12 protein-coding genes and 1 riboswitch are annotated in these 19634 nt (G+C 71.5%); of the genes, 7 read left to right on the forward strand and 5 right to left on the reverse strand.

Annotated features, from left to right (window positions below; genetic code table 11):
• Window positions 1-62 precede the first annotated feature (62 nt).
• Window positions 63-3125, reverse strand: a complete 3063-nt coding sequence (locus ACFWM7_RS15075) for a BTAD domain-containing putative transcriptional regulator (protein WP_383260315.1) — start codon at window positions 3123-3125, stop codon at window positions 63-65.
• 435 nt (window positions 3126-3560) lie between these two features.
• Here ACFWM7_RS15075 and ACFWM7_RS15080 point away from each other — a divergent pair, with 435 nt between their 5' ends.
• Window positions 3561-5351, forward strand: coding sequence for a lysyl oxidase family protein (locus tag ACFWM7_RS15080; protein WP_383260317.1), 1791 nt, complete (start codon window positions 3561-3563; stop codon window positions 5349-5351).
• A 124-nt stretch (window positions 5352-5475) separates the two neighbouring features.
• Here ACFWM7_RS15080 and ACFWM7_RS15085 read toward each other — a convergent pair whose 3' ends face one another.
• Together ACFWM7_RS15085 and cobN are read right to left on the reverse strand one after the other, a co-directional pair.
• Entirely contained in the window at window positions 5476-6594 is a 1119-nt protein-coding gene (locus tag ACFWM7_RS15085; protein ID WP_383260320.1) for a DUF4037 domain-containing protein, read from the reverse strand.
• Between the two features lie 77 nt (window positions 6595-6671).
• Window positions 6672-10277, reverse strand: coding sequence for a cobaltochelatase subunit CobN (gene cobN, locus ACFWM7_RS15090; RefSeq protein ID WP_383260322.1), 3606 nt, complete (start codon window positions 10275-10277; stop codon window positions 6672-6674).
• A 93-nt stretch (window positions 10278-10370) separates the two neighbouring features.
• Window positions 10371-10453: riboswitch (cobalamin riboswitch) on the reverse strand.
• 235 nt (window positions 10454-10688) lie between these two features.
• Between cobN and ACFWM7_RS15095 the strand changes: the two genes are divergently transcribed.
• Genes ACFWM7_RS15095 through ACFWM7_RS15105 form a run of 3 tightly spaced genes read left to right on the forward strand, consistent with a single transcriptional unit; the run spans window position 10689 to window position 14195 of the window.
• Complete coding sequence (locus tag ACFWM7_RS15095; RefSeq protein ID WP_383260324.1) at window positions 10689-11966, forward strand: cobalamin biosynthesis protein CobG; 1278 nt, start codon at window positions 10689-10691, stop codon at window positions 11964-11966.
• Between the two features lie 55 nt (window positions 11967-12021).
• Window positions 12022-12648 (forward strand): precorrin-8X methylmutase, encoded by a 627-nt coding sequence (locus ACFWM7_RS15100; RefSeq protein ID WP_383260325.1) that lies wholly within the window; start codon window positions 12022-12024, stop codon window positions 12646-12648.
• Between the two features lie 2 nt (window positions 12649-12650).
• Window positions 12651-14195, forward strand: a complete 1545-nt coding sequence (locus ACFWM7_RS15105) for a precorrin-2 C(20)-methyltransferase (protein WP_383260327.1) — start codon at window positions 12651-12653, stop codon at window positions 14193-14195.
• A 66-nt stretch (window positions 14196-14261) separates the two neighbouring features.
• Here the strand turns inward: ACFWM7_RS15105 and ACFWM7_RS15110 are convergent, their stop codons facing one another.
• Together ACFWM7_RS15110 and ACFWM7_RS15115 are read right to left on the reverse strand one after the other, a co-directional pair.
• Complete coding sequence (locus ACFWM7_RS15110) at window positions 14262-15029, reverse strand: cobalt-precorrin-6A reductase (RefSeq protein ID WP_383260329.1); 768 nt, start codon at window positions 15027-15029, stop codon at window positions 14262-14264.
• 54 nt (window positions 15030-15083) lie between these two features.
• Complete coding sequence (locus tag ACFWM7_RS15115; RefSeq protein WP_383260331.1) at window positions 15084-16283, reverse strand: RNA-guided endonuclease InsQ/TnpB family protein; 1200 nt, start codon at window positions 16281-16283, stop codon at window positions 15084-15086.
• 138 nt (window positions 16284-16421) lie between these two features.
• Between ACFWM7_RS15115 and ACFWM7_RS15120 the strand changes: the two genes are divergently transcribed.
• The 3 genes from ACFWM7_RS15120 to ACFWM7_RS15130 all read left to right on the forward strand — a co-directional run bounded on the left by ACFWM7_RS15120 (window position 16422) and on the right by ACFWM7_RS15130 (window position 19604).
• Complete coding sequence (locus tag ACFWM7_RS15120; protein WP_383260333.1) at window positions 16422-17531, forward strand: cobalt-precorrin-5B (C(1))-methyltransferase; 1110 nt, start codon at window positions 16422-16424, stop codon at window positions 17529-17531.
• Window positions 17532-17709: 178 nt separating this feature from the next.
• Window positions 17710-18933 (forward strand): AAA family ATPase, encoded by a 1224-nt coding sequence (locus ACFWM7_RS15125; RefSeq protein WP_383260335.1) that lies wholly within the window; start codon window positions 17710-17712, stop codon window positions 18931-18933.
• Window positions 18930-19604: a hypothetical protein gene (locus ACFWM7_RS15130; protein ID WP_383260338.1), complete on the forward strand. Its 675-nt coding sequence runs from the start codon at window positions 18930-18932 to the stop codon at window positions 19602-19604. The genes ACFWM7_RS15125 and ACFWM7_RS15130 overlap by 4 nt, the downstream gene beginning before the upstream one ends.
• Window positions 19605-19634: the final 30 nt, after the last annotated feature.

Genomic DNA, 19634 nt, shown 5'->3' on the forward strand with positions numbered 1-19634 from the left:
GCGCTCTCATGTCTGCCGGAGAACTCCGCATCGTAGGAACGGGGGCGCGTCACGGTGACGCGTCACGCGGCCCGGGGCGTCGGGACTCCCATGGCGTCGAAGGCCTCGCGGGCCGACTCCCGGTGGGCCGAGGCCGCTTTCTGCTCGCCCATCCGGTCCAGAGCGTCGGCCATGCCGGCCAGCGCGCGGGCCTCCTCGACGCGGTAGCCGATGCGCGAAGCCGCGTCGCGGGCCCGGGCGTGGAGCTCGAAGGCCGGTGTGTACCGGCCGTTACGCGCGTGGAACCGGCCGATGATGTTGCTGACGGCCGCCTCGCGCATGGGGACACCGCTGAGATCGCTCAGGCGGAGAGCCGACTCCCCCCACTCCGCGGCCTGGACGCTCTCGCCGAGCCGGTCGGCGACCTCGGCGGACAGGGCGAGGACCAGCGACAGATCGGCGGGGGACGTGGTCTGCCCCGCCAGCTTGCGGGCCCGGGCCAGCAGCTCCGAGGCCGCGGCGATCTCCCCCAGACCGATTCTCGCCACGGCCAGATCGGTCAGCCCCTCGACCTCCTTGTCGACCGAGCCGATGGAGCGGGAGAGGGCGACGGAGCGGGTGGCCGCCTCCACTGCCTCCGGAAAGCGCCCCCATTCGGCGTACAGGCTGCTGAGGTTGGTCAGGGACTCCGCCTCGGCACGCTCCGCACCCAGCTGCCGCTTGATCTCGATGGACTGCTGCAGTCGCGGCAGCGCCTCGTCGTACCGCCCCAGGGTGCTGAGCAGCAGCCCGAGGACGCCAGTGTCCTTCGCCTCGCCGCGCCGGTCGTCGAGACCGATGGACAGGGCCAACGCCTCTTCCGACATCGCGATGCCCTCGGTGAGGCGCCCGAGCTTCCAGCAGGCCACGGCGAGGTTGGAGAGACTGAGCCGCAGCAGAGCGGCGTCGCCCAGCCGACGGGAGGCGGCCACCGCGACCCGGCCCAGTTCCCTGAACTCCTCCAGGCGTCCGCGCAGGTCGAGGGGGAAGACGACGTTGGCGGTCAACAGCCCGACGTGCCGGTCCATCTCCCAGCGGTAGGCCAGGGACACGATGGCCAACAGCGAGTCCTGCTCGCGCTCCAGCCAGTCGCGGGCCTGCTCGACGGTCTCCAGCGGCGGAAGTTCGGCCGCCGACGTCAAGGGCCCGGCGTGGCCCACCCGGGCCCGTCCGGGGAAGAGCAGGTCACAGGCTGCGTCGGTCGCGGCCAGCGCGAAGTCGAGCAGCCGGCCCACGGCGTGCATGATCTCGTCGTCTCCGTCGGCCGTGGCGGGCGGCTCCCCACCGGCCTCCGGCTGCCGGCGGGCGCCGCTGCGCGAGAGGTTCTGCGCGAAGCTGCGGACCAGGTCGTGGAAGGCGTAGCGGCCGGTCTCGTGCTGCTGGAGCAGGTGCATGTCGAGGAGGTACTCCAGGACTTCCTCCGCCTCCCGGGGGCCGATCCCGAGCAGGGCTCCGGCGGCGTAGGTGTTGATCTCGGACCCCGGGTACTGCCCGAGAAGCCGGAACGCCTCGCGGGTGTCGGCGGCCAGGCCCTCGTAGGAGAGCCGCAGCGTCACTTCGACGCTGCGTTCCCCCGAGTTGAGCTCGGCCAGCCGGTGGGCGTCGTCCCGGAGCCGGTCGACCAGGTAACGGACGGTCCAGCGGGGCCGCTTGCGCAACCGGGCCGCCGCGATCCGCAGGGCGAGCGGAAGATGGCCGCAGAGTTCCGTGAGCTGGGCGACGGCCTCCGGCTCGTTCTCCGCGCGCGTCCGGCCGAGCACGCCCTCGACGAGGGCGACACTGTCGCCCGGCGGCATGACGCCCAGGGACACCGTATGAGCCGCGTCGAGGTCCACCAGCAGCGCACGGCTCGTGACGAGCACCAGGGTCTCGGTGGGGGAGGTGAGAAGCGGTCTGACCTGGGAATCGTCCGCGGCGTTGTCGAGCAGCAGGATCATCCGGTGGGTGCTCATCGTGCGCCGCCACAGGGCGATGCGGCCCTCCGCGTCGTCCGGGATGCGGTCAGGGGGCACGCCGAGCATGCGCAGCAGGGCCTCGGCCGCCGTACTCGCGCTCATGGGCCGGCCGTTGGGAGTGAACCCGCGGAGGTCGATGTAGAGCTGAGCGTCTGGGTAGTTCTCCGCCAGTCGGTGTGCCGCGCGCACGGCGAGCGAGGTCTTGCCGCTTCCGCCCATGCCGTCGATGGCGACGATCAGCGGTCCGGAGCCCGGGGACTCCTCCACGAACCCGAGCAGCTCACTGACTTCCGCCTCCCGTCCGGTGAAGTCGCGCAGATCGTAGGGCAGGGTGGAGGGGTTGCCCTCCGGAGTGAAGGGGGCGGCGGCGGGCACGTGCGGAGCGGCGAGCTCCGGGCTGTTGCGGAGCACCGCGTTGTGCAGCTCCGAGAGCGCGTCGCCGGGGCCGATGCCGAGCTCGTCGATCAAATAGTCCCGGACCTTGGAGAACTCCTCCAGCGCGTCGGCCTGTCGCCCGGAACGGAAGAGCGCGAGCATGAGCTGGCCACGCAGAGTTTCCCGCAGCGGATGCGCGTCGATGAATTCTCGCAATTCTCCGATGATCTCGCCGCTTTCGCCGCTCGCGAGCCGCAGGTCGAAAAGCTGCTCCACGGCGGTGAGACGGCGTTCCTCCAGGGCGGCGGAGGCCGCGGACAGAACCGATCCACCGGTCCCCGCGAGCAGCGGCCCCCGCCACAAGGCCAGCGCCTCACGAAGCGTCGTCATGGCGGAGGCACTTTTTCCGGCGACAGCGGCTTCTCTGGCCTGTTTTAATCCCTCGGTGAATCTACCGAGGTCGACCTGCGCCGGCGCGGTGAGGGCCCGATAGCCGGGCCCCTCGGTGACGATCAGATCCCGCCCGCCGGGAATGCGCTGTCGTAGCTCCGCCACGGCCTTGCGCACCTGATGGGCGGCGGTGGCGGGGGCGTTCTCGTCCCAGACGGCCTCCACCAGCCGAAAGACCGGGAGGACGCGCTGGGGTTCCAGCAGGAGCGTGACAAGAACCTTTTCGTGGACCGGTCCGCCGACCCGGATTCGGTCGTTGCCGTCCCAGCATTCGAACGAGCCCAGAATCCGGAACTGCACTCCGCGATTCTCCGCGACTTCATTCATGACGCTTCCTCCTCCGGCGGCCACGGAGGGATTTCCGCCACCACCCACGCATAGCCGACGCTCCGCGTTCCTGCCGTCCAGATGAGTCTGTGCGAGCCATCTCATCAGGGCTTCGTATCGAGCGGCAAGACGGCCCTGGAACGTATCGCTCCCTGGAACGCCGCTCCGACATCGAAGGATTAGCCGCCACGACCGGGCTCGGTTCGACGAAACGCCCGAACGGGCCCTTCGCCGCCGCTGAATGTGCCCGACCGGGCGGTCTGCGCAGGCATGACTTTCGGACAACCCTGCGCCAATCGGGGGACCGGAGACAACCCGAAGTACCCGAGTCCGCCTCTCACAGGCCGGACACAGCGTCGCCACAGGTGAGTCGAGTTGGGGCCGTGCTGCTCGTCCACGTTCCATCACGCACTCGGAAGTCCGGAAGTACGAGGGATGATGACCAGACCACAGCAGGGCCGCACACACCGCCTGACCCGCCCGTCGATCGCCATCGCCGCGGCAGTCGCCGTCACGGCGGGCGTCGTCGCCGCCGCGCCCGACGCGAAGACCGCGGAGCCGACGCCGAAGCTCAGCCTGATCGCCGCCTCCACGTCGGTGACGCTCGACTCGTGGAAGGAGGATCCCGGCGTCTATCTGGACCTCGGGACCTATCTGACCTCGGAGAACGGCGCCTTCGAGCTCAAGGTGACCCGTAAGTCGTACAAGGATCCGGTCGTCGCCACGCAGGTGCTGCGGAAGGGGAAGAAGACCACGGCCAAGGCGCTTCCCGCCGGGCTCGTGAAGGACTTCACCGGGCTGCCGGACTTCGCACAGGTCTCCGTCACCGACGCGGCCGGCAAGACCGTGCTGAAGCAGAACGAGGCCTTCTGCCCCAACAACGCCTCCGGGCGGATCCGGCCGGACGCGCCCGCCAACTCGAAGTATCCGCAGAGCTGCCCGGTGAACCCCTTCACCCTCGGCTCGGTGTGGGGCGTGGAGAACGGCTGGGCGTCCAACACCTATGCCGGGTACTACTCCAAGCCGGTCGAGCTGCCCGCGGGGACCTATACCGCCAAGATCTCCGTAACGAAGAAGTACCGCGACCTCTTCGGCATCGCGAACAAGCCGCAGACCGTCAAGGTCACGGTGCGGGAGCGCAGTTGGGACGAGGAGAGCGCGGCCGCCGCACCCCGCGGCGCGGCGCGCAAGTCCGCCACAGGGCATGCCGGGCACGAAGGGCACGGGAAGACCCCCGAGGCGCCCGCCGCGTCCGCCGGGCACGATGCGCACGCCGCGCACGGCGCTCCCGCCCGTACCGAGGCCCCGGCCGCCCGGACGACCGGCGCCGGCCCCACGTTCAACGTCGGCCACGGGCCCTACCCGCCGGCTCCGCCCGCCCTGCCCTGGGCGCTGAAGAAGGAGTCCCTCCAGCGGCAGGCCTTCTCGGCCGCCAAGGTCGGTGACCGCACCGGGCAGACCGACGGGTCACGACAGGCCCCCGGCGCCCGGCCCAACGCCAAGCGGCCCACCGGCAAAGCCACCGTGCCCGACGTGCCCAAGCCCGACCTGCGCTCGCTGCCCGCGTACGGCATCACCGTCAGCGACGGCTACGAGGAGGTGCCCGGCAAGGACTACCTCGCCTTCAGCGCCAACGTGTGGAACGCGGGCCCGGCCAAGCTCGTCGTGGACGGCTTCCGCTCCCCGGGCAAGAAGCTGATGGACGCCTACCAGTACTTCTACGACGCCAAGGGCAAGCAGGTCGGCTACACCCCGACCGGCACCATGGAGTGGGATCCGCGCCCGGGCCACGAGCACTGGCACTTCACGGACTTCGCCAGCTACCGGCTGCTGAAGGCCGACAAGAAGGAGTCGGTGCGCAGCGGCAAGGAGGCGTTCTGCCTCGCCAACATCGACGCCGTCGACTACACGGTGAAGAACGCCAACTGGCACCCGGACAACACCGACCTGTCCACCGCGTGCGGCCAGGAGAACTCGATCTCCGTCCGCGAGGTGCTCGACGTCGGCTCCGGTGACACCTACACCCAGGACCTGCCCGGCCAGTCCTTCGACATCACCAACCTGCCGAACGGCACGTACTACATCCAGGTCCTCGCCAACCCGGAGAACCGGCTCAAGGAGACCAACCACAAGAACAACAGCGCCCTGCGCAAGGTCGTCCTCGGCGGCAAGAAGGGCGCCCGGACCGTGAAGGTCCCCGCCCATGACCTGGTGAACGCCAACTGAGCGCCAACTAGCGTTTGTCGGCGGAGTGTTGATCTGCTCCGTCCCGTACGCACGTTCCGCCGGCCCCGGGAGCTCCCTCCCGGGGCCGGCTTGGTCAACCCGTCAGCCGCCCCCCGCAAACCCGTCAGCCGGCCAGCGCGTCCACCGCCGCCCGCACAGCCCCCGGCCGCCCCAGGAAGTCCGTGCTGTCCGCCCACTGGTCCACGCTCCCGGTCAGCGGCAGGGACCGCAGGCCCGGGTCGGTGACGGTGCCGGCCAGCGCGTGGGCGAAGCGCTCGGCGTGCAGCACCCGGAACGGGCGGCTGTGGTACGGCCGTCGGGACGGGTCGACCTCCTCGGCGAGGCCCGTGCGGTTCTGCGCCGCGGCCACGCGCTCGTACGCGTCGCAGAGGTGCCGCTCGCGCGTCGGGTGGTCCGGGGCTGTGACGGCGCCCCGCAGGGCCGGCAGCAGCTCATCGGCCCTGGGCAGCCGGGCGAAGGCGCTGCCCAGCCACTTGCCGTACGGTGCGTACCGCCGCTCCAGGAGCAGGCACAGGCGCATCAGGTCGCGTACCAGTCGCCCCGCGACCACCGCGGACCCCAGATCGTCCCCCACCTCGGCGCAGCGTCCGACGAACGCCTCCTCCTGGGAGATCCGCTGCCAGTGGCAGGCCAGCAGGTAGCGCCACACCTGGTCCGGGTACCAGGCCAGCGTCTCCCTCGCCCGGGTCAGGGCGCCCACCCCGTCGTGGAACACCGCGCCGCCCGTGGCCTCCGCGAGCTTCTGCTGCGGCATGGCCAGCCAGTCGCGGACGGTGGGCTCCCGGTCCTCCCCGCCGGGGTGGGTGAGCGGGACTCCGAGTCGCTCGTGCAGCCACCCGCCGACGTCGCCGACCGAGACGCGGTGGTCGACCGGGCCCGCGGTGAGCTCCATGTGCCCGACCGGGTCCGCCGGGTCACCGTGCCGGAAGTGCGTCGGCCAGCCGCGTACCTGCTTGGGCAGCCGCTCGGCGAGCAGGCGGTGCAGCCGCTCCCCGTACGCGGCGGCGTCCGCCGGTTCCAGGAACAGGTCCAGGCGCGGGCCCCACTCGTGGTCCGCCGACCGGGCGGTGTCGAAGCCGAGCACCTCGGAGCCGGAGCCGACCCGGGCCGCGGCGTACCGCAGCCCGGGGCACTCCGCGTCGAGGATCGGCCGTACCGCCTCCTCGTAGAGGATCCGGGACAGGTCGAGACCGGGCAGGAAGACACGGGCGGGCGTCGTCATGCGTCCACTGTGCTGGGCGGGGGCGGCGGGGGCCATCGCACATCCACGCGCCCCGCGCCCTCCAGGTGCCCTTCCGGTCAGTCCTCGCCCTCCAGGTTGCCTTCCGTCTCCAGGTACACCTGGCGCAGCGCCTCCAGCACCGCCGGGTCGGGCTTGGCCCACATGCCGCGCGACTCGGCCTCCAGCAGGCGTTCCGCGATGCCGTGCAGGGCCCAGGGGTTGGCCTCCTGGAGGAACTGCTTGTTCTCCGGGTCGAGGACGTACGTCTCCGTGAGCTTGTCGTACATCCAGTCGGCGATGACGCCGGTCGTGGCGTCGTACCCGAAGAGGTAGTCGACGGTGGCCGCCAGCTCGAACGCGCCCTTGTAGCCGTGGCGGCGCATCGCCTCGATCCACTTCGGGTTGACCACGCGGGCCCGGAAGACGCGGGACGTCTCCTCAACCAGGGTGCGCGTGCGGACCGTCTCGGGGCGGGTGGAGTCCCCGATGTACGCCTCCGGGGCCGAGCCCTTCAGCGCGCGCACGGTGGCCACCATGCCGCCGTGGTACTGGAAGTAGTCGTCGGAGTCCGCGATGTCGTGCTCGCGGGTGTCGGTGTTCTTCGCGGCGACCTCGATGCGCTTGTAGGCGCTCTCCATCTCCTCGCGGGCCGGGCGGCCGTCGAGCTCGCGGCCGTAGGCGTAACCGCCCCAGACCGTGTAGACCTCGGCGAGGTCGGCGTCGGTGCGCCAGTCGCGGGAGTCGATGAGCTGGAGGAGGCCCGCACCGTACGTGCCGGGGCGGGAGCCGAAGATACGGGTGGTGGCACGGCGTTCGTCGCCGTGTTCCGCCAGGTCCGCCTGGGTGTGCGCCCGTACGTAGTTCCGCTCGGCCGGCTCGTCCAGCGAGGCGGCCAGGCGTACGGCGTCGTCGAGCAGGCCCACCGTGTGCGGGAACGCGTCGCGGAAGAAGCCCGAGATGCGGAGCGTCACGTCGATACGGGGGCGGCCCAGCTCCTCGTACGGGATGGGCTCCAGGCCCGTCACGCGGCGCGAGGCGTCGTCCCAGACGGGGCGGATCCCGAGCAGCGCGAACGCCTCCGCGATGTCGTCGCCCGCCGTGCGCATCGCGCTGGTGCCCCAGAGGGAGAGGCCGACCGAGGTGGGCCAGTCGCCGTTGTCGGTGCGGTAGCGGGTGAGGAGGGAGTCGGCCAGGGCCTGGCCCGTCTCCCACGCCAGCTTCGAAGGGACCGCCTTCGGGTCCACCGAGTAGAAGTTGCGGCCCGTGGGGAGCACGTTGACCAGGCCGCGGAGCGGGGAGCCGGACGGGCCGGCCGGGACGAAGCCGCCGTTCAACGCGTGGACTGCGTGCGTGAGTTCGTCGGTCGTTGCCGCCATGCGCGGGACCACCTCGGTGGCCGCGAAGGTCAGGATGTCGGCCACGGCTTCGGGAAGGCCCGCCGCCACCGTTGCCACTGCCGCCGGCGCCCAGTCCGCGTCGTCCATCGCCTGGACCAGGGCGCGCGCCTGCTCCTCGATCTCGTCGGCGGCGGTGCGGGTCGCCGCCGATTCGTCCAGGCCGAGCGCCTCGCGCAGGCCGGGGAGCGAAGCCGTACCACCCCAGATCTGGCGGGCGCGCAGCACCGCCAGGACCAGGTTGACCCGGTCGTTCCCGACGGGCGGGTTGCCCAGGACGTGGAGGCCGTCGCGGATCTGGACGTCCTTGATCTCGCAGAGCCAGCCGTCGAGATGCATGATGAAGTCGTCGAAGCCCTCGTCCTCCGGGCGGTCCTCCACCCCGAGGTCGTGGTCGAGCTTCGCGGCCTGGATCAGCGTCCAGATCTGGGCGCGGATGGCCGGGAGCTTCGCCGGGTCCATCGCGGCGATCTGCGCGTGCTCGTCGAGGAGTTGCTCCAGGCGCGCGATGTCGCCGTAGCTGTCGGCGCGGGCCATCGGCGGGACCAGGTGGTCGATGAGGGTGGCGTGGACGCGGCGCTTCGCCTGCGTGCCCTCGCCCGGGTCGTTCACCAGGAACGGGTAGACCAGGGGGAGATCGCCCAGGGCGGCGTCGGGGCCGCAGGCGGCGGAGAGGCCCGCGTTCTTGCCGGGCAGCCACTCCAGGTTGCCGTGCTTGCCCAGGTGGATCATCGCGTCCGCGCCGAAGCCGTTGTCCTCGGCGGAGGCGGCGATCCAGCGGTAGGCGGCCAAGTAGTGGTGGGACGGCGGGAGGTCGGGGTCGTGGTAGATCGCGATCGGGTTCTCGCCGAAGCCGCGCGGCGGCTGGATGAGGATGAGGAGGTTGCCGCGCCGCAGGGCCGCGAGGACGATGTCGCCCTCCGGGTTGGCCGACCGGTCGACGAACATCTCGCCGGGCGCCGGTCCCCAGTGCCGCTCGACCGCGAGCCGCAGCTCCTCGGGGAGCGTGGCGAACCAGCGGCGGTAGTCGGCGGCCGGGATGCGGACCGGGTTCTTCGCCAACTGCTCCTCGGTCAGCCACTCCTGGTCGTGGCCGCCCGCATCGATCAGCGCGTAGATCAGCTCGTCGCCGTCGCCGGAGACCAGGCCCGGGATCTCCTCCTCGGGCCCGAAGTCGTACCCCTCGGCGCGCAGCCGGCGCAGCAGGGCCACGGCGCTGGCGGGGGTGTCGAGGCCGACCGCGTTACCGATGCGGGAGTGCTTGGTCGGGTAGGCCGAGAGCACCAGCGCGATGCGCTTCTCCGCGTGGGGGATGGTACGCAGCTTCGCGTGGCGTACGGCGATCCCGGCGACCCGGGCGGCGCGCTCGGCGTCGGGGACGTACGCCGGGAGCCCGTCCTCGTCGATCTCCTTGAAGGAGAAGGGCACCGTGATCAGGCGGCCGTCGAACTCCGGCACCGCGATCTGGGTGGCCGCGTCCAGCGGGGAGACGCCCTCGTCGTTCTCCTCCCAGGCGCTGCGCGGGCTGGTGAGGCAGAGCGCCTGGAGGATCGGCACGTCGAGCTGGGTCAGCGCGCCCGCGTCCCACGACTCGTCGTCGCCGCCCGCCGAGGCCTCGGCGGGCTTGGTGCCGCCCGCCGCGAGGACCGTGGTCACGATGGCGTCGGCGGTGCGGAGCTTGTCGATGAGGTCGGCCTCCGGGGTGCGGAGGGACGCGACGTACAGCGGGAGGGGGCGGGCCCCCGCGTCCTCGACCGCGGTGCACAGCGCCTCGATGAACGCGGTGTTCCCGCTCATGTGGTGGGCGCGGTAGTAGAGGACGGCGACCGTCGGCGCACCCTCGGGCACCGCGCGGGCCTCCCGCTCCAGTGCTCCCCACGCGGGGGCCGGGGCGGGCGGCTCGAAGCCGTGGCCGGTCAGCAGCACGGTGTCGGAGAGGAACCGGGCCAACTGCTCCAGGTTGGCGGGCCCGCCGTGCGCGAGGTAGGCGTGCGCCTCGGCGGCGATGCCGATCGGCACGGTGGACGCGGCCATCAACTGGGCGTCGGGGGCCTGCTCACCGGTCAGCACGACGACCGGGCGGCCGGTGGCCAGCACCGCGTCCAGCCCCTCCTGCCATGCCCGTACGCCGCCGAGAAGCCGTACGACGACGAGGTCGACGCCGGCCAGCAGCTCCGGCAGTCCGTCGAGGTCGACGCGGGAGGGGTTGGCGTACCGGTAGCTGACGGGCCCCTCGGAAGCGCGGGCGCTCAGGAGGTCGGTGTCGGACGTCGACAGGAGCAGGATCATGCTGCGTCAGGCCTTCCTCGGGGTGTCCACGCCCCGGGCGGTGTCGGAGGGTCTCCCCGGGCGATCCGGTGGCTACCGGGCACTCGGGGAAGGGAGTTCCTGACTCGTCCGGCAGCCGGTGGTGGCGGCCGGACTCACAGTGGCGGGACCGCGCCGGAATCTCACCGGGCTTCCTCCCCTGTCGCCGTCTGGCGATGGCGGCCTGAACGGACCACCGTCTGCATCCTAAGCGGCCGGGGTGGGGGCGGGGCAGGGGGCGGGGGTGCGGTGGTGATCACTGTTGGGGGGCAGGGGCGGGGCGGGGATGAGCCGGGGCGGGTCTCCGTGCCTCCTGTCCGCCAGGTCACGGCGCGAGCCCGCTGTCCTCCAGGTCACAGGAGCGAGCCCGCCGATCGGATCGGCGCGGTCGGTATGCTCGCCGCCATGCCCGGTTCCGCCCCCTCGCCCCTTTCCGCGGGCGGCCCAGCCCTCCGCGACGGCGGCGACGCCTGCCCGGGGACGCTGCGGCTGCACCAGGCCGACGACGGTGCGCTGGCCCGGGTCCGGGTGCCCGGCGGGGTGCTGAGCGCGGACCGGGCGGACGCGCTGCTCGCGGTGGCCTGCCGGTTCGGGGACGGTGAGCTGCATCTCACCTCGCGCGGCAACGTCCAGCTGCGCGGCCTCGACGCGCAGTGCGGCGGCGGGCCGGCCGAACTGCTCGGCGCCGCCGGGCTGCTGCCGTCCGCCGCGCACGAGCGGGCCCGCAACATCGTGGCCTCGCCGCTCGCCGGACTGGACGGTTCCCCCGCCCTCGGGGACCGGCTGGCCGAGTTGGACGGCCTGGTCTGCGGATCGGCCGCCGCCGCATCGCTCTCCGGCCGCTTCCTCTTCGCCCTGGACTCCGGCCGCGGCGACGTGGACGCACTGGGCGCGGACGTGACCCTGATCGCGGCGGGCGACAGCTGCCTCCTGCGGATCGGCGCCGAGGACGAGGTGTTCCGGGTGCCCGCCGAGGAGGGCCCGCGCGCCGCGCTCCTGGCCGCCGAGGCGTTCCTGCGCGCCGCCCGGGACTCGGCCGCGTGGCGGGTGAAGGACCTGCCCGACGACGTACGGACCGAGCTGGTCCGAGGAATCGGGGCAGCCGCAGGGCCTGCCGTCCACCGGCCCCGCCCGCGTACGGCCACGCCCCCCGCCCCGGGCCCGCACGGTTCCCCGAACGCGATCAGCGTCGGCGTACCTCTGGGACGCCTCGCCCCCGCCCAGTGGCGGCTGCTCACCGAGACGGCCCGCCGTTACGGGGACGAGCTGCGGCTCACCCCGTGGCGCGGGATCGTCGTCCCCGGGCCGTTCGGGCGGCCGGACGAGGCGGCGGAGGCGCTCCACGCCCTGGCGGCGGCCGGGCTGATCACCGCCCCCGACTCCCCGTGGACCGGTGTCGGCGCCTGCATCGGCCGCCCCGGCTGCGCGAGGTCCCTGTCCGACGTGCGGGCCGAAGCGGGGGCCGCTGTCGGACGGGTCGGGCGGCTCCCTGTGTACTGGTCCGGGTGCGAACGCCGCTGCGGTCACCCCCACGGGGAGTGGATCGACGTGGTCGTCACACCGGACGGGCACCGGATCTCGCACGTACGGGGAGAGCGGCGGGATCCCCCGAAGACGGTCCGGGACGACCCGGTGGCGCTGGCGGCGGCGGTGGCCGCGGCCCGCGCCTGAGCACGCTCCCCTCCACTCCACTCCCCCACTACCGGCAGAAGAAAGCGACAGCACTGTGCACCAGTACGAGAAGGACGGACCGGCGATCTACCGCCAGTCCTTCGCCACCATCCGCGCGGAGGCGGATCTGGCCGGGCTGCCCGCCGATGTGAGCCAGGTCGCCGTCCGGATGATCCACGCCTGCGGCATGGTCGACCTCGTAACGGACCTCGCCTTCTCGCCGAACGCCGTGGCCGACGCCCGCGCCGCTCTGCGCTCCGGCGCCCCGATCCTCTGCGACGTGGCGATGGTGGCCAGCGGCGTCACGCGCAAGCGGCTGCCGGCCGACAACGACGTGGTGTGCACGCTGTCCGACCCGTCCGTGCCCGAGCTGGCGGCGAGGATGGGGACGACGCGGAGCGCGGCGGCCCTGGAGCTGTGGCGGGACCGGATGGAGGGGGCGGTGGTCGCGGTCGGCAACGCCCCGACGGCCCTGTTCCGGCTGCTGGAGATGATCGAGGAGGGCGCCCCGCGCCCGGCCGCCGTCATCGGCGTCCCGGTCGGCTTCGTCGGCGCGATGGAGTCCAAGGAGGCCCTGGCCGAACACCCGTCGGGCCTGGAACACCTGATCATCCGGGGCCGGCGGGGCGGCAGCGCGATAGCGGCGGCGGCGCTCAACGCCATCGCGAGCGAGGAAGAGTAGCAGTGAGCGAGATCTGCGGAACCGGCAGCGGGAGCGGAACCGACAACGGCAGCGGCAGGCTCTACGGGGTCGGGCTCGGCCCCGGCGACCCGAACCTGATGACCCTGCGGGCCGTCCAGGCCATCGGCGAGGCGGACGTCGTCGCGTACCACAGCGCCCGGCACGGCCGCTCGATCGCGCGCTCCATCGCCGCCGCGCACCTGCGGCCCGACCACATCGAGGAGGCCCTGGTCTACCCCGTCACGACGGAGACCACGGACCACCCGGGCGGCTACCGGGGCGCGTTGGAGGAGTTCTACGAGAAGGCCGCGGCCCGCCTGGCGGCACATCTGGACGCGGGCCTGACCGTGGCCGTCCTCGCCGAGGGCGACCCGATGTTCTACGGCTCGTACATGCACATGCACAAGCGCCTGGCCGACCGGTACGCGACCGAGGTCATCCCGGGTGTCACCTCTGTGAGCGCTGCCGCCGCCCGGCTCGGCACGCCCCTCGTCGAGGGCGAGGAGATCCTGACGATCCTCCCCGGCACGCTGCCGGAGGAGGAGCTGACGGCCCGTCTCGCCGCCACGGACACGGCGGTGGTGATGAAGCTGGGGCGGACGTTCCCGGCGGTGCGCGGGGCGTTCGAGGCGTCGGGCCGGCTGCCGGAGGCGCGGTACGTGGAGCGGGCCACGATGGCCGGGGAGCGTACGGGCGAACTGGCGGGCATCGACCCGGAGTCGGTTCCGTACTTCTCGGTGGCGGTGCTGCCGAGCCGGGTGGACGCGCCGAGGCCTTCACCGCGCGGGGGCTCGGGTGACGTGGTCGTGGTCGGCACCGGCCCGGCGGGCCCGCTGTGGCTGACGCCCGAGACGCGGGGCGCGCTGGCGGCGGCGGACGACGTGGTCGGCTACACCACCTACCTGGACCGGGTGCCGGCCCGCCCCGGCCAGGCGCGGCACGGTTCGGACAACAAGGTGGAGTCGGAGCGGGCGGAGTTCGCGCTGGACCTGGCCCGGCGGGGTCACCGGGTCGCGGTGGTCTCGGGCGGCGACCCCGGGGTCTTCGCGATGGCGACGGCGGTCCTGGAGGCGGCCTCGCAGGAGGCGTACGCGGACATCCCCGTACGGGTCCTGCCGGGCGTCACCGCGGCCAACGCGGCCGCCGCCCGCGCGGGCGCACCGCTCGGCCACGACTACGCCACGATCTCCCTCTCGGACCGGCTCAAGCCGTGGGAGGTCATCGCGGAGCGGCTCCGCGCGGCGGCCTCGACGGACTTGGTTCTCGCTCTGTACAACCCGGGCTCCAAGTCCCGTACGTGGCAGGTCGGCAAGGCCCGCGACCTGCTCCTGGAACACCGTTCGCCGGACACCCCGGTGGTGCTGGCGCGGGATGTGGGCGGCCCGACGGAGTCCGTGCGTACGGTGCGGCTGGCCGATGTCGACCCGGCGGAGGTGGACATGCGGACGCTGCTGATCGTGGGCTCGTCGCAGACGCGGTGGGTGAAGCGGGGCGAGGACGGCGGCCGGGGCGTCGTCTGGACGCCGCGTCGCTACCCGGAGGCGTAGAGCCGCGGATGGCAAACGGGGCCCGCTACCCGGAGGCGTAGAGCCGCGGATGGGAAACGGGGCCCGCTACCCGGAGGCGTGGAGGTTCCGCACCCAGCGCACGGCCTCGTCGGGCGTACGGGCCACCGGCACCCCTTCCGGTACCGGTGGCCGCCGGACGACCACGACCGGAATCCCGGCTTCGCGGGCGGCGGTGAGCTTGGGGGCGGTGGCGCCCCCGCCGCTGTCCTTGGTGACGAGGACGTCGATGCGGTGACGCCGGATGATCTCCCGCTCCCCGTCGAGGTCGAACGGCCCCCGGTCGAGGAGCACCTCCATCCGGGCCGGGCAGGGCGGCTCCGGCGCGTCGACGGACCGCACGAGGAACCACAGCGCGTCCAGGCCCGCCCCCGCGAAGGCGGCGAGCCCCATCCGCCCGGTGGTGAGGAAGACCCGCTCGCCGAGTGCGGGCAGCAGCCCGGCGGCCTCGGCCAGCGATCCGGTGGAGTGCCAGCGGTCACCGTCCTGGGCGACCCAGCCGGGCCGGCGGACGGCGAGGAGGGGAACATGGGCCTGGGCGGCGGCCTCGGCCGCGTTCCGGCTCATGGCGGCGGCGAAGGGGTGGGTGGCATCGATGAGGGCGTCGACGCGGTGCTCACGTACCCACTCCGCGAGCCCGTCGGGCCCCCCGAAACCACCGACGCGCACGTCGCCGGGAGGCAGCCGGGGGGCAGCGACGCGCCCGGCGAGCGAGCTGGTGACCCGGGCCCCCGAATCACGGGCGACCAGGTGCTCGGCCAAGCGGCGCGCCTCGGTCGTACCCCCCAGAACAAGAACATGCACAGGCGTCATCATCGGAACGGACTCTTCTCTTGGCATCTTCCCCCTTCTGAAAAAGGGGGGGATTTCCTACGGCTCGCGCCGTGGGGTTTTCTGCTTCGTCGCCGGCTGCCCGCCCGGAGTGCTCCGTTGAGGTCTTACACCGGCTCCACAGACTGTCACCGAGAGCCCCTCGGCCAGCACATTCTTCGCGGCGTTCACGTCACGGTCGTGGGTGACACCGCACGCACATGTCCATGTGCGGACGTTCAGCGGCATCTTCCCTTGGAGAGTTCCGCAGGCGGAGCAGAGCTTGGAGGAGGGGAACCAGCGGTCGATGGCGACCAGGTCCCTTCCGTACCAGGCGCACTTGTACTCCAGCATGCCACGCATTGTGGTCCAGGCCGCGTCCGAGATGGCGCGGGCCAGGGAATGGTTCTTGACCATGTTGCGTACGGTCAGGTCCTCGATCACGATCGTTTGGTTTTCACGAACGAGTCGAGTGGTCAGCTTGTGCAGGTGGTCACGGCGACGGTCGGCGATCCGGGCATGGACCTTCGCGACCTTCCGGCGGGCCTTCGCCCTGTTGTTGGAACCCTTGGTCTTCTTCGCCAGGTTCCGCTGGGCTTTCGCCAGGCGAGCCCGGTCCTTCCGTTCATGCCGGGGGTTGGTGACCTTCTCTCCGGTGGAGAGCGTCACCAGGCTGGTGATCCCGGCATCGATCCCGACAGCGTTCGTGGTCCCGGGCATCGGTGCGGGAACGTCGTCGCACAGCATCGAGACGAACCAGCGCCCGGCCGGGTCCTGCGACACGGTCACGAGGGACGGCGTCGCACCTTCGGGCAGCGCCCTGGACCACACGATGTCAAGCGGTTCGCGCATCTTTGCGAGGGTGAGCCTGCCGTCCCGGTAGCGGAAACCACTGGTGGTGTACTCGGCGGACCGGCGGGACTTCTTCTTCGACTTGAAGCGCGGGTACTTGGCCCGCTTGCCGAAGAAGCTGCTGAACGCCTCCTGCAAGTGCCGCAGCGTCTGCTGCAACGGCACCGACGACACCTCGGACAGGTAGGCCAGCTCCTCGGTCTTCTTCCACGAGGTGAGCATCGTGGAGGTGGCGTTGTAGTTGACCCGCTCCTGACGGAGCGTCCACGCCTCGGACCGTGCGGCGAGCGCCAGGTTGTAGACCTTCCGAACGCACCCGAACGTGCGCGACAGCTCTGCTGCCTGCGCATCGGTCGGATAGAAGCGGTACTTGAACGCCCGCTTCACCTGGTTCGTGGCCACGCTCACAAACTAGCTGCGCTGCGACTTAGGATCAAACCTGCGGGTCGGAGCACGACTTCCTTCGCCCAGGGGGCGAAAGGTCGCCCGTTGCCTGCTCCGCAGGAGCTGTGTTTCCGCAGCACGGGGCATCCACAGGAGGAAAAGATGACCGCTGAGACGCAGGGCGGTCGCACTGCCCAACTCAAGCACACCGGTCTGCGCCCCGGCTGGACGACCGGCGCCTGTGCGACGGCGGCGACGACGGCCGCGTACACGGCGCTGCTGACCGGCGACTTCCCGGACCCGGTGTCCATCACGCTGCCCAAGGGCCAGACGCCGGCGTTCGCGCTGGCGGTGGAGGAGCTGACGGCACAGGGAGCGAGCGCCGGGGTGGTGAAGGACGCGGGCGACGACCCGGACGTGACGCACGGGGCGCTGGTCAGGTCGACGGTACGGAGGCTGCCGCCCGGCTCCGGCGTGGTGTTCCGGGCGGGCCCGGGGGTGGGTACGGTCACCCTCCCCGGGCTGCCGCTGGAGGTCGGGGAGCCCGCGGTGAACCCGGTGCCACGCCGGCTGATGCGGGAGCACGTGGAGCGGGTGGCGGCGGAGCACGGGGTGGCGGGGGACGTGGAGATCACGGTGTCGGTCGACCACGGCGAGGAGATCGCCCGCTCGACGTGGAACGGCCGCCTCGGGATCCTGGGCGGCCTGTCGATCCTCGGCACGACGGGGGTGGTCGTCCCGTACTCCTGCTCGGCCTGGATCGACTCGATCCGCCGGGGCGTGGACGTGGCGCGGGCGGCGGGCCTGACGCATGTGGCGGGCTGCACGGGTTCGACGTCGGAGAAGACGGTCGTCGCGGAGTACGGCCTGCCGGACATCGCCCTCCTGGACATGGGGGACTTCGCGGGCGCGGTGCTGAAGTACGTACGCCGCCACCCGGTCGACCGCCTCACGATCTGCGGCGGCTTCGCCAAGCTCTCCAAGCTCGCGGCGGGCCACCTGGACCTCCACTCGGCCCGCTCCCAGGTGAACAAGCCTTTCCTGGCCGACCTGGCCCGGACGGGTGGCGCGGACGAGGAGCTGGCTTCCCGCATCGCCACCGCCAACACGGGCCTGGAGGCGCTACGCCTGTGCGAGGCGGCGGGGGTGCGGCTGGGCGACCTGGTGGCGGCGCGCGCCCGGGAGGAGGCCCTGTCCGTGCTGCGGGGCGCGCCGGTCGCGGTGGACGTGATCTGCGTCGACCGGGCGGGGGTGGTGGTGGGGCGGGGGTAGGGGCGGAAGCAACGGACTCCGATGCCTCGCACGGTGGAAGACTCGCACCATGAAAGATGTGTCAGCCGCACGGTCTACGCTGCACAGAGGCTGTTGCAGCCTGAGCACATCAGGCTGGACGCTGTCCTCTCAGGGCACTTACGCCGCCCGGCGATCTGCTACCCGATAGGTTCATCCCATGTCCGGCCGTCTTCTGGAACTGCATGTCGAGAACTTCCGCAGCCTTCGCGATGTGACGATCCCCCTCGGACCGCTCACCGTCCTGGTGGGCCCCAACGGCGTGGGCAAGTCGAACGTCCTCAAAGTGTTCGACTTTCTTGCCGCGATCATCCGAACTGACCTACAGCCCGCGCTCGATGAACGCGGAGGATTCGACGAAGTTGCCTTCTGGGGTGGCGAAAAACCGCCAACTTCCCTGGCAATTCGCCTCAAAGCGGACTGGACCACGCATGCGAGCGCGAAGGCTCCGGACGAGTACTCGCTGACCATTCGCAGGCGCTCCCTGCCTGGCAGCCGCGATTCCTACACTTTGTCACGCCAGGAGAGTTTCCAGTTCAAGCGAACTCAGGGCCGGGGCCGTCGGATCACGATTTCCGGCGATGAAGCCCGAGTCGTGGACAAGAGGGCCGGTCGTGAGTCCGACGGGGGAAAGTTCGGTATCCAGCGGCTGAGCAGCGGCCTGTCCACCCTGCCCCGGCTGGGACGGTCGGACGGCGGGGAGGAAGTGGCGAGGGTCGCAGAGCGCTTGTCGTCCTTCAGGGTCTTCGACGTGGACGTCACCGCGGCCCGGCAGCCCACACGCACGCACTCGATCAAGGCCGGCCGTCTGGAACCCCACGCAAAGAACCTGGCGGCGTTTCTGATCCAGCTCAGCACGGACGAGGAGCGCTGGGATCATCTGACACACGATGCCCGCCGCATTCTTCCGCAGCTGGATGCGATCGAGTTCGAGCAGGTCGGGGGCTTCGCCGATCGGCTGGCAGTGGTGCTCCGTGAACGCGGACTGCGGCGGCCCACTCCACTGGCTGATGCCTCGTTCGGGACGGTACGCCTTCTGGGTCTGCTGGCGATGCTCTACGACCCGCAGCCCCCAGCCCTGACGTGCGTCGAAGAGATCGACCACGGCCTGCATCCCCAGGCGCTGGAGCTCATTGTCGAGCGGATGAGGGAAGCCTCGACGCGTACGCAGTTCATCGTGGCGACTCACTCTCCCGCACTCGTCGACCGGCTGGAACCCCACGAATTCATCGTGTGCGACCGGGACGAGGACGGAGCGTCCATCATTCCCGCCCTGACGACGAACGAGATTCGGACGATCGTCGCGGAGACGGGTGACCAGCCCCTTGGTGAGCTGTGGTTCTCCGGTGTCCTGGGGGGCGACCTGACCGAGGACGAGCTGTGAGCCGCAGGCGGATACCCAAGCCGCTCGGCCGGGGCATCGTCGTGCTTGCGGGCGAGAGCGCGAATGACCGCCGCATGCTGGCCGCGTTCATCAAAGCCGCCCATCCGGCCCTTGCCGCCGCAGTCACCCTCACCGAGATCACCGATCCCGTGCGACTGCGAAAGAAGTCAGGCGCTGAACTGGCCACGGCAGCAGGCACTCTGGTCAGCAAGGCGCGCGGCAAAGCCCGCTTGAAAGCCGGCGAGTTCGTCGGAATCGCCGTGCACGAAGACATGGACGCCTGCCCCGGCCCCGCTTACGACGCCGCACGAAGGGCTGTGTCGGCCGCGCTCGGCAAGGCGGTCGGCGACTCATCATCCGTATACGCGCTCGCTGCCGCCGAGTCCGAAGCTTGGCTTCTGCTCTTTCCCGAGGCATTCACGCTCCACCGGGCTTCCTGGAGGATTCCGGCGACGTGGAAAGGCAAGGACAGCGGGCGTCGCCAGACTCCGAAGGAAGACCTCGAAGGGATCCTCACGAGCCCTCGCTTCAGGGAGAGCGACGGCCCGGAGATCGCATCCGCGGCTCTGGCGCACGGATTGCTCACCGAGCCCAAGGGATCGAATCGTTCCTACCAGGAATTCCTCGCGGACATCCGCGACTGGCAGGTTCCCCGCCCGTCGGGTCGCTGATCCTCGCCCGTGGCCCGGAACCGCCCTCTC

It is taken from the genome of Streptomyces sp. NPDC058375, from assembly GCF_042723425.1.
GTDB lineage: Bacteria > Actinomycetota > Actinomycetes > Streptomycetales > Streptomycetaceae > Streptomyces > Streptomyces durocortorensis.

Coding starts and splice junctions, on each gene's coding strand:
- ACFWM7_RS15075 (WP_383260315.1), bottom strand. CDS start 3,125: ATGAATGAAGTCGCGGAGAATCGCGGAGTGCAGTTCCGGATTCTGGGC.
- ACFWM7_RS15080 (WP_383260317.1), top strand. CDS start 3,561: ATGATGACCAGACCACAGCAGGGCCGCACACACCGCCTGACCCGCCCG.
- ACFWM7_RS15085 (WP_383260320.1), bottom strand. CDS start 6,594: ATGACGACGCCCGCCCGTGTCTTCCTGCCCGGTCTCGACCTGTCCCGG.
- cobN (WP_383260322.1), bottom strand. CDS start 10,277: ATGATCCTGCTCCTGTCGACGTCCGACACCGACCTCCTGAGCGCCCGC.
- ACFWM7_RS15095 (WP_383260324.1), top strand. CDS start 10,689: ATGCTCGCCGCCATGCCCGGTTCCGCCCCCTCGCCCCTTTCCGCGGGC.
- ACFWM7_RS15110 (WP_383260329.1), bottom strand. CDS start 15,029: ATGATGACGCCTGTGCATGTTCTTGTTCTGGGGGGTACGACCGAGGCG.
- ACFWM7_RS15120 (WP_383260333.1), top strand. CDS start 16,422: ATGACCGCTGAGACGCAGGGCGGTCGCACTGCCCAACTCAAGCACACC.
- ACFWM7_RS15125 (WP_383260335.1), top strand. CDS start 17,710: ATGTCCGGCCGTCTTCTGGAACTGCATGTCGAGAACTTCCGCAGCCTT.